This is a genomic window from Anaerotruncus sp. (assembly GCF_057433415.1).
The window spans coordinates 1-9,694 of record NZ_DBMDHH010000076.1; the positions used below are offsets into that span (position 1 = coordinate 1).

Annotated in this window: 12 protein-coding genes; 11 read left to right on the forward strand and 1 reads right to left on the reverse strand. The window is 64.1% G+C overall.

The window, feature by feature from the left end; translation table 11 throughout:
- The first annotated feature begins 149 nt into the window (after positions 1 to 149).
- Both ACZO3G_RS13770 and ACZO3G_RS13775 read left to right on the forward strand, forming a co-directional pair.
- Entirely contained in the window at positions 150 to 1,934 is a 1,785-nt protein-coding gene (locus tag ACZO3G_RS13770) for an L-fucose isomerase (RefSeq protein ID WP_101551624.1), read from the forward strand.
- A 216-nt stretch (positions 1,935 to 2,150) separates the two neighbouring features.
- A complete protein-coding gene (locus ACZO3G_RS13775; RefSeq protein WP_101551622.1) occupies positions 2,151 to 2,585 on the forward strand; it encodes an RbsD/FucU family protein in 435 nt (144 codons plus the stop codon).
- Positions 2,586 to 2,635: 50 nt separating this feature from the next.
- On the opposite strand, the gene ACZO3G_RS13780 is transcribed toward ACZO3G_RS13775, so the two are convergent.
- The gene (locus ACZO3G_RS13780; RefSeq protein ID WP_101551620.1) at positions 2,636 to 3,391 is read right to left on the reverse strand and encodes a DeoR/GlpR family DNA-binding transcription regulator; all 756 of its coding nucleotides are present in this window, start codon (positions 3,389 to 3,391) and stop codon (positions 2,636 to 2,638) included.
- 185 nt (positions 3,392 to 3,576) lie between these two features.
- On the opposite strand from ACZO3G_RS13780, the gene ACZO3G_RS13785 reads away from it, so the two are divergent.
- The 9 genes from ACZO3G_RS13785 to ACZO3G_RS13825 all read left to right on the forward strand — a co-directional run.
- Positions 3,577 to 4,401: a class II aldolase/adducin family protein gene (locus tag ACZO3G_RS13785; RefSeq protein WP_101553245.1), complete on the forward strand. Its 825-nt coding sequence runs from the start codon at positions 3,577 to 3,579 to the stop codon at positions 4,399 to 4,401.
- A 44-nt stretch (positions 4,402 to 4,445) separates the two neighbouring features.
- Entirely contained in the window at positions 4,446 to 5,390 is a 945-nt protein-coding gene (locus tag ACZO3G_RS13790; protein WP_101551618.1) for an ATP:cob(I)alamin adenosyltransferase, read from the forward strand.
- Positions 5,387 to 6,808 (forward strand): aldehyde dehydrogenase family protein, encoded by a 1,422-nt coding sequence (locus tag ACZO3G_RS13795; protein ID WP_276870627.1) that lies wholly within the window; start codon positions 5,387 to 5,389, stop codon positions 6,806 to 6,808. Before ACZO3G_RS13790 ends, ACZO3G_RS13795 begins: the two co-directional genes overlap by 4 nt.
- A 33-nt stretch (positions 6,809 to 6,841) precedes the next feature.
- Positions 6,842 to 8,023, forward strand: a complete 1,182-nt coding sequence (locus tag ACZO3G_RS13800; protein ID WP_276870629.1) for a zinc-dependent alcohol dehydrogenase — start codon at positions 6,842 to 6,844, stop codon at positions 8,021 to 8,023.
- 36 nt (positions 8,024 to 8,059) lie between these two features.
- Positions 8,060 to 8,389: a BMC domain-containing protein gene (locus tag ACZO3G_RS13805; protein ID WP_101551613.1), complete on the forward strand. Its 330-nt coding sequence runs from the start codon at positions 8,060 to 8,062 to the stop codon at positions 8,387 to 8,389.
- A gap of 48 nt (positions 8,390 to 8,437) precedes the next feature.
- The gene (locus ACZO3G_RS13810; protein WP_101551610.1) at positions 8,438 to 8,716 is read left to right on the forward strand and encodes a BMC domain-containing protein; all 279 of its coding nucleotides are present in this window, start codon (positions 8,438 to 8,440) and stop codon (positions 8,714 to 8,716) included.
- 36 nt (positions 8,717 to 8,752) lie between these two features.
- Positions 8,753 to 9,028: a BMC domain-containing protein gene (locus tag ACZO3G_RS13815; protein WP_101547903.1), complete on the forward strand. Its 276-nt coding sequence runs from the start codon at positions 8,753 to 8,755 to the stop codon at positions 9,026 to 9,028.
- Between the two features lie 15 nt (positions 9,029 to 9,043).
- On the forward strand, positions 9,044 to 9,331 hold the full coding sequence (locus tag ACZO3G_RS13820) for a BMC domain-containing protein (protein ID WP_101547901.1): 288 nt from the start codon (positions 9,044 to 9,046) through the stop codon (positions 9,329 to 9,331).
- Positions 9,332 to 9,511: 180 nt separating this feature from the next.
- The coding region (locus ACZO3G_RS13825; protein ID WP_486847345.1) for a BMC domain-containing protein at positions 9,512 to 9,694 on the forward strand (183 nt) is incomplete at its 3' end.

Here is a 9,694-nt window from a genome sequence, read left to right on the forward strand (position 1 = left end):
TTTCTTTTTTCATAGGATTACGACCAATTTCCGGAAAATAACGAATTAACTTTTGCGGGGCGATTGTGTAAAATTGGACACAGGCAATAAAAATATTCGGACGGTGCGTCCGGATTTTGTTCAACAGTCAAACTGAAGGAGGTCATTTCATGAGTTATCCGAAAATTGGCATCCGGCCGGTCATCGACGGCAGGTGGGGCGGCGTCCGCGAGAGCCTCGAAAACCAGACGATGGGCATGGCTTACGCGGCGGCGGAGCTGATCTCGAAGAACCTTACATATCCCGACGGCACCCCGGTCCAGTGCGTCCTCGGCTGCACGACGATCGGCGGCGGCGCGGAGGCGGCCAAGGTGGCCGAGCAGTTCTCCACCGAAAACGTTGTGGCGACCCTGTCGGTCACCCCCTGCTGGTGCTACGGCAGCGAGACGATGGACCTCGACCCGCTGACCATCAAGGCGGTCTGGGGCTTCAACGGCACCGAGCGCCCCGGCGCGGTCTACCTCGCGGCGGCCATGTCCGCCCACGCGCAGCGGAATCTGCCCGTCTTTTCGATCTACGGCCACGACGTGCAGGACGCCGACGACACCTCGATCCCGGCGGACGTGTCGGAGAAGCTGCTGCGGTTCGCGCGCTGCGCCGTCGCGGTGGGGCTCATGCGGGACAAGGCGTACGTCAACCTCGGCGGCGTCGCGATGGGCATCGCCGGCTCCAACTGCAACGCCGACTTTTTCCAGAAATATCTGGGCATCCGCGCCGAGTGGGTCGACATGACCGAGATCGTCCGCCGCATCACGCTGGAGATCTACGACCATGACGAGTATGAGAAGGCGCTCAAATGGGTCAAGGCCAATTGTAAGGAGGGCTTCGACTGCAACGCCGGCAAGAACCTGCCGGAGGTCATCACGAAATCCAAGGTCGTCCCGGCCGACAAGGACTGGGAGTTCATCGTCAAGCAGACGCTCGTCTGCCACGACATCCTGTACGGCAATCCCAAGCTCGCCGAGATGGGCTGGCACGAGGAGTCGCTCGGCCGCAACGCGATCGCGGGCGGCTTCCAGGGGCAGCGCCAGTGGACCGACTGGCTCCCGAACGGCGACTTCATGGAGGCGATCAACAACAGCACCTTCGACTGGAACGGCAAAAAGTGCCCGACCGTGCTCGCCACCGAGAACGACACCTGCAACGGCGTCGCCATGCTCTTTGAGGCGCTGCTGACCAACCGCGCCCCCGTCTTCGCCGACGTGCGCACCTACTGGAGCCCCGAGGCGGTCGAGCGGGTGTGCGGACGCCGCCCGGAGGGCGTCGCCGCCAACGGCTTCCTGCACCTCATCAACTCGGGCGCGGCGGCGCTCGACGCCACCGGCGTCTCGAAGGACGAGAGCGGAAACGGCTGCATGAAGCAGTGGTTCGACGTCACCGATTCCGACATCGAAGCGATGCTCGGCGCGACCGACTGGTGCCGCGCCAACTATGAGTACTTCCGCGGCGGCGGGTTCTCCTCCCACTTTAAGACCCACGCGGAGATGCCTGTCACCCTCGTGCGCTTCAACCTCGTCGACGGGCTCGGCCCGGTGCTTCAGCTCGCCGAGGGCTGGACCGCCCTGCTGCCCGACGACATGCACGAAAAGATCGACCTGCGCACCGACCGCACCTGGCCGACGACCTGGTTTGCCCCCCGCCTGACCGGAAAGGGCGCTTTCAAGGACGTCTACAGCGTCATGGCCAATTGGGGCGCGAACCACGGCGCTTTCGTCTACGGGCACATCGGCGCGGACCTCATCACGCTGGCCTCGATGCTGCGCATCCCCGTCTCGCTCCACAACGTGGAGGACGACGCGGTCTACCGCCCGCACACCTGGGCCTCCTACGGCACCCGGGACCTCGAGTCGGCGGACTACCGCGCCTGCGAGCAGTACGGGCCGCTCTACCGCTGAGAAAACAGATAAGAGGGGGCGGCGGACTGCCGCCCCCTTTTGACAGATGACAAGCCATCATATTCGGCAAGTCCCCGCCTGACCGAAAGGGAGGGGGCGTGTGTGTGGGAACCGTCAGGTTCCTACCGCGCGTTGAGCGAGCGCGGCGAGCGGGGAACCCTGCCGCGGCGGCTTCATCTTGCCGAACATGTTCGGCAAGATGAAGGAGGAATTGCGATGTTAAAGGGCATCCCCAGCGTCCTGCCGCCCGAGCTGCTCAAAATCCTGATGGAGATGGGCCACGGCGACACGATCGTGATCGGCGACGGCAATTTCCCGCACGCCGCGATGGCCAAACGCCTCGTGCGCTGCGACGGCAACGGCGTGCCGAAGCTCCTCGACGCGGTTTTGCGGCTCATGCCGCTCGATTCCTACAGCGAGTACCAGGTGGGGCTGATGGAGGTCGTCCCCGGCGACCCCTGCAAGCCGGTCATCTGGGACGAGTACCGGGAGATCATCAACCGTTACGAGCCGGTGAACAACAGGATCGAAATGATCGAGCGGTTCGCTTTCTATGAGCGTGCGAAGGAGGCCTACGCGGTCGTCACCTCCTCCGAGCTGGCGCTCTACGCCAACATCATCCTGCGCAAGGGCGTCGTCACCGAGGAATAACGCATAAAAAGGGCCTTCCCCGCCGGGGAAGGCCCTTTTTATGGATATGGTCAGTTCGGCCGGTGGAGCTGGGTGTACTGGTTGCAGAGGTCGTTGGTCTCCTTGCGCTCGGTGATCACCTCGTAGTAGTCGGAGAGGGCGGCGAGCTTGCAGAGAAAGTCGACGTTCATCTTGGACAGGTCGCAGAGGAGGATCGATTTTTTGCAGTTGGCGAGGTAGCGGCGCTTGACGGCGGCCTCCTCCTCGCTCGCCTCCGACACCCCCCGCTCGATGCTGAAGCCCCGGCAGGACATGAAGGCGATGTCGGCGTTGAAGCGGTCGATGTAGCTGCAGGCGGTCTCGCCGACGAGGGACTTGGAGTTCTCCCGCAGGGTGCCGCCGGTGCAGAAGACCTTGACGTTTTTGAACTCCGAGAGAAGCAGGGAGGTCTTGAGCCCGTTGGTGATCACCTTGATGTTGGTGAAGCGGTCGAGGGTCCGCGCCAGCGCGAAGACGGTGCTCGACGAATCGAGGAAGAGGGTCATCCCGTCGGAGATGTGGCGGGAAGCCATGTCGGCGATGATCTGCTTTTTCATCGCGTTCTGGTTTTCGCGGAAGGCGAGGGGGTCCTCGCTCGTGCTCCCCTCGACGAGGATCGCCCCGCCGCGGGTGCGCCGGATGAGCTTGCTCTCCTCCAGCTCGCGCAGGTCGCGGCGGACGGTGGCGCCGCTGGCAAAGACGGCGGCGCACAGCTGCTCGACGGTGACCACCCGGCCCCGTTCGCGCATATAGTCGAGGATTTGCTGCTTGCGTTCGTAGGCGAGCATCGGATTTCCTCCTTCTGTCGATCATAGGTGATCAAAACGGATTGTAGATCAAGTTATAGAGGTGAAATGATCAATATCGCCGCCAAATATAGCTTGTTTTGATTAATCTTGATAAGATGATAACAGGAATGAACAGGAAATGCAACCACCTTCTGCAAAACAGTGTAAAAAAGGAGACGAAATTTATGGCATCGGCATACGAAATCAAAAAACAGCTCTGTGACATCGGCCGCCGCATCTATCAGAACGGATTTGTCGCCGCCAACGACGGCAACTTCTCCGTCAAGATCAGCGAAAACGAGTTCTACTGCACCCCCACCGGCGTGTCCAAGGGTTACATGACCCCCGACATGATCCTCAAGGTGGACGGGCAGGGCAACATGCTCGAGCCCAACGCGAAGTATAAGCCCTCCTCCGAGTTCAAGATGCACCTGCGCGTCTACCAGGAGCGCCCCGACGTGACCGCCGTGGTCCACGCGCATCCGCCTGTCGCGACCGCGCACGCCGTCTGCGGCATGCCGCTCGACAGCATGATTATGCCCGAGGTCATCATCTTCCTCGGCGAGGTGCCGCTGACCAAGTACGGCACCCCCTCCACGATGGAGATCCCCGAGGCGATCTCCGACGCGCTCAAGGACCACGACGCGGTGCTGCTGGAAAACCACGGCGCGCTGTCGGTGGGCGTCGACCTGACCCAGGCGTATTTCCGCATGGAGACGCTCGAATATTGGGCGAAGGTGAGCCTCTACGCCAAGCAGCTTGGCGGCGCGCAGGAACTGACCTGCGAGCAGATCGAGCGGCTGATTGAAATCCGCAAGCAGATGAAGCTGCCCGGACGGCATCCCGGCTGCTCCCGTTGCGCCAACCGCGGCACCGACAAATGCCGCTGCCTGACCCCGGAGCAGAAGGCCTCCTGCGCGGCCAAATCGGCCCCGACCGCGAACCCCGCCTCCAACGAGGCGATGATCCGTGAGATCACCCAGAAGGTGCTGGCCTCTCTCGGCAAATAAAAAATCGCGGGGCGTTACATAGCCTCCGGAGAGGGGGATCACCGATGAGGATCTACACAAGGACCGGGGACACCGGGTTCTCCAGCACGGGAAACCGCCGGATGATCCCCAAAAATTCCCCCGTGTTTTCCCTGCTCGGGGCGCTGGAGGAACTGGACGCGTCGCTCGGGGAGGCCGCGGGGAAGCTCCCGGCGGGGCTTTCCGAGGTCGCGGGGACGCTGCGGCGGGACGTGGCGGCCCTCTCCGCCGAACTTTCGGGCGGCGAAAAATTCGCCGACGCTGCCCGCGTCAGGGGAATGGAGGAATCCATCGACCTGATGATGGAGTCGGCGGGCGCGGGCGCGCCGGACGGCTCCCGGGAGAGCGCGGGCGCCGCGGCGCTCGGGGTTTCCCGGGCAATCGCGCGCCGCGCGGAGCGGGAGATGGCCTCCGCCAAGCAGACGGGCGGCGTCACGCCCGACGCGATGCGCTATCTCAACCGCCTTTCCGACCTGCTCTACGCGATGGCCCGCATGGCCGACGCGCAGGGGCCCGGACCGGCGGCCCCTCCGGCGGACTTCGGCGGCGGGTTCCTCGAGAGGGCGCTGGAGCTCTGCCGGCGGGTGCTCGCCGAGGCGCGGCGGGAAAACCTGCGGGTGACCGCCGCGGTGTGCGACGAGGGGGGCAGCCCCACGGCGCTGCTCCGGGACGACGGCGCGCTGCTCGCGAGCGTTGAGATCGCCAGGGACAAGGCGTTCACCAGCGCGGCGATGCGCATGTCCACCGAGGAGCTCGCCGGGCTCTGCAAGCCGGGCGGCTCCCTCTACGGCCTCCAGCACACGAACGGCGGACGGATCGTCATCTTCGGCGGCGGCGTGCCGCTGGTGGAGGGGAACCGGCTGGTCGGCGGCTTCGGCGTCAGCGGGGGCACGGCGGAACAGGATACGAACCTTGCGAACTACGCGCTGAAGGTTTTCAGCGCAGGCATAAGGGAGGAATACAGCAGATGAACATCAGCGAAAAGGAGATCGAGGGAATCGTCCGCCAGGTGATCGCGGGCATGGCGGTTTCCGAGGCTTCCTCCGGGATGGTGATCGACGGGAAGACCTATCTCGGCGTGTTCGAAGATATGAACGATGCGATCGACGCCGCCTGGAAGGCGCAGAAAAAGCTCTATGACATGTCGGTGGAGGAGAAGGAGGAGATCATCTCCGCCATCCGCCGGCTGATTCTTGAGGAGGCCGAGACGCTCGCCAGACTGGGCGTGTCGGAGACGGGCATGGGCCGCGTGGAGCACAAGATCCTCAAGCACCGCTATGTGGCCCAGAAGACCCCCGGCACCGAGGACCTCGTGACCGAGGCGATCACGGGGGACAAGGGGCTCACGCTGCTCGAGCTCGCGCCCTTCGGCGTGATCGGCGCGATGACCCCCTCCACCAACCCGAGCGAGACGGTGCTCTGCAACTCGATCGGCATGATCGCGGGCAGCAACACGGTGGTCTTCAACCCCCACCCCGGGGCGCTGATGACCTCGCTCTACGCGGTGGACCTCGTCAACCGGGCGGCGCGCTCGGTGGGCGCGCCGGAGAACCTCGCCGTCGCGGTGAGAAAGCCCACGATGGAGACCTCCGACATCATGATGAAATCCCCCAAGGTGCGCATGATCTGCTGCACCGGCGGCCCGGGCGTCGTGCGTGCGGTGCTCTCGTCGGGCAAAAAGGCGATCGGCGCGGGCGCGGGCAATCCGCCCGTCATCGTCGACGACACGGCCGACATCCAGAAGGCGGGCAGGGACATCATCGACGGCTGCACCTTTGACAACAACCTCCCCTGCATCGCGGAGAAGGAGGTGTTCGCCTTCGAGAGCATCACCGACGAGCTGATCTACTACATGTCCCAGAACGGCGCCTACCTCATCAGCCGCGAGCAGATGCGGCAGCTTGAAGGGGTGGTGCTGGTCGAGGACAAGAAGGGCAAAAAGGCGATCAACAAGAACTGGGTCGGCCGCGACGCCAAAAAGATCCTCCACGAGATCGGGATCGAGGTCGGGGATGAGATCCGCTGCGTCATCTGCGAAGCGCAGTTCGACGACCCGTTCGTGCAGATCGAGCTCATGATGCCGATTCTGCCGGTCGTGCGGGTGCCGGACATCGACACGGCGATCGACCTGGCGGTCAAGGCGGAGCACGGGCTCCGGCACACTGCCCACATGCACTCCAAAAACATCGACCACCTCACGAAATTTGCGCGGGCGATCGAGACGACCATCTTCGTCAAGAACGCGCCCTCCTACGCGGGCATCGGCGTGGGCGGAGAGGGGCATTGCACCTTTACCATCGCGGGTCCGACCGGGGAAGGGCTGACCTCGGCCAAGAGCTTCTGCCGGCGCAGGCGCTGCGCCATGGTGGACTCGTTCCGGATCGTCTGACGGCCCAATTCCAGATCGGGAGGTTACATAGTAATGGACATCAATGCGAACCAGATTGAAACCATCGTGCGTTCGGTCCTCTCCCAGATGGGGACGGGCGCGCCTTCGTCGGGCATGGCGCGCGTCGCGATGCTGACCGCGGCCAAGCATTTCGAGGTCAAGGAGTTCCCCATCCCCCAGCCGGGCGACGACGAGATTCTCGTCAAGGTCGAGGGCTGCGGCGTGTGCGGCACCGACGTGCACGAGTGGAAGGGCGACCCCTTCGGCTACATCCCGCTCGTCCTCGGGCACGAGGGCACCGGCGAGGTGGTCGCGCTGGGCAAAAACATCAAACACGACTCGCAGGGCCACCCCATCCGGGTGGGCGACAAGCTGGTGACCTCGGTCATCTCCTGCGGCGAATGCCACAACTGCCTGATGCACCCCGACTCCCCCCAGCTCTGTGAAAACCAGGGGGTCTACGGGCTCATCCCGGACAACGACAAAAACCACCTCTGCGGCTGGTTTTCCACCCACCTGCTGATCACGAAGGGCTCGACCTTCTTCGTGGTGAACGACCTCTCCCTCGACCAGCGGATGCTGCTCGAATTGGCGGCGGTCACGACCCACGCGCTCGAGCAGGGCAAAAGAACGGGCCGCCTCAACTTCAACAGCAAGGTGCTCGTGCAGGGCTGCGGCCCGGTCGGCCTCATGATGATCGCCACGCTGCATGTGGCGGGCATCGACCGCATCATCGCGGTGGACGGCAACGACAACCGCCTCTCCTTCGCCAAGCGGCTGGGCGCGACCGACACGGTCAACTTCAAGGAGCTGCCCACTTTAGACCAGCGGGTCGCGGCGGTCAAGGGGATGAGCGACGGCGCGGGCGCGGACTTCGCCTACCAGTGCACCGGCAACCCGGGCGCGGCGGCGGACGTCTACAAGTACATCCGCCGGGGCGGAGGGCTTTGCGAGATGGGATTCTTCGTCAACAACGGCGACTGCACCATCAATCCGCACTTCGACCTCTGCAACAAGGAGATCATGCTGGTCGGCTCGTGGACCTACGGCGCGCATGAATATCCCGTCACGATGGCGTTCCTGCGCCGGGCCAAGGGGATGGGCGTGCCGCTCGAGGAGCTGATCACCCACCGTTTCCCGCTCGACAAAATGAACGAGGCGATGGAGACGAACCTTTCGCAGCAGGGCATCAAGATCGCGTATGTCGCGCAGTAAATTCCGGCGCATCCGCCGGGGCGGGGAGTGATATCTATGGCGCTTGGAATGATCGAGGTCTGCGGCTTCGTCACGTCGATCGTCGTGGCGGACGCCGCGGCCAAGGCGGCGGACGTCAAAATCCTCGCGCTCGACAAGAATAAGCCCGCGGCGGGCGACGCGGCGGAGGTGCCGCTCATCATGATCGTCAAGATCGGCGGGGAGGTCTCCGCCGTCGAGCAGGCCGTCGAGGCGGGGGTGCGGGAGGCGAAGGCCCGCGGGCTCTACGTCACCCACCACGTCATCGGGCGCGAGGCGGAGGACACCAAAAAGCTCTCGAAGCTCTGCGCGGTCGGCCGCGACCGCTTCGACGAGCACAACTATTAACCAGGAACTCAAAATCCACATAAAAACGACATTGTAAAGGAGATTATTATGATGATGGAAGCATTGGGCATGGTCGAGACCAGGGGTCTGGTAGCAAACATCGAAGCGGCGGACGCGATGGTCAAGGCCGCGAACGTCACGCTGATCGGCACCGAGAAGATCGGTTCCGGGCTCGTGAGCGTCATGGTCCGCGGGGACGTCGGCGCGGTGAAGGCCGCCGTCGAGGCCGGCGGGGCCGCCGCCGCCCGTTTGGGCGAGGTCGTCGCGACCCACGTCATTCCGAGGCCGCACGCGGATGTGGAGAAGATCCTCCCGTCGATCAAGTAACCCGAAACCGACAACGACGCAAAGGAGATAAGAACGATGATGGAAGCATTGGGCATGGTCGAGACCAGGGGTCTGGTAGCAAACATTGAAGCGGCGGACGCGATGGTCAAGGCCGCGAACGTCACGCTGATCGGCACCGAGAAGATCGGTTCCGGGCTCGTGAGCGTCATGGTCCGCGGGGACGTCGGCGCGGTGAAGGCCGCCGTCGAGGCCGGCGGGGCCGCCGCCGCCCGTCTGGGCGAGGTCGTCGCGACCCACGTGATCCCGAGGCCGCACGCGGATGTGGAGAAGATTCTTCCCTCCATCAAGTAACAAAGGGGGATACCCATGGAACGGGCAATTGCGCTGATCGAGGTGCAGGCGATGGCCGCGGCGGTCGAGGGGCTCGACGCGATGCTCAAGGCCGCTGACGTCCGCCTGGTACATATCGAGCGCCGCCTCGGGGGGCGCATGGTCACCATCGTCGTGGACGGGGAGGTATCCGCCGTTCAGGCGGCCGCCGACGCGGGTAAGGCCGCCGCCGGGCGGGTTGGCACCGTGAAGCTGTGCGAGGTGATCCCCCGCCCGCACGAGGAGATCAAAAAATTTCTCTATACCGATGATGTGGAGGCGTAGCACGGCATGGCAAAGGCTAGTCAGAACGGAAAGAACAAGGTGACCAAGAGCGTGATTGCCGCAACCTCCCCGGAGGTGCTCGAAATGGTGACCAAACAGGTGCAGGCGAACACGCCCGCGCCGCCCGCCCCTCCCGCCCCAAAGCCGGAGGAACCGAAGGAAAAGAAGGAGCGTACAGGTATGGAAGCACTGGGCATGGTAGAGACCAGGGGACTGGTCGCGAACATCGAAGCGGCGGATGCGATGGTCAAGGCCGCGAACGTCGTGCTGATCGGCACCGAAAAGATCGGTTCCGGGCTCGTGAGCGTCATGGTCCGCGGGGACGTCGGCGCGGTGAAGGCCGCCGTCGAGGCCGGCGGGGCC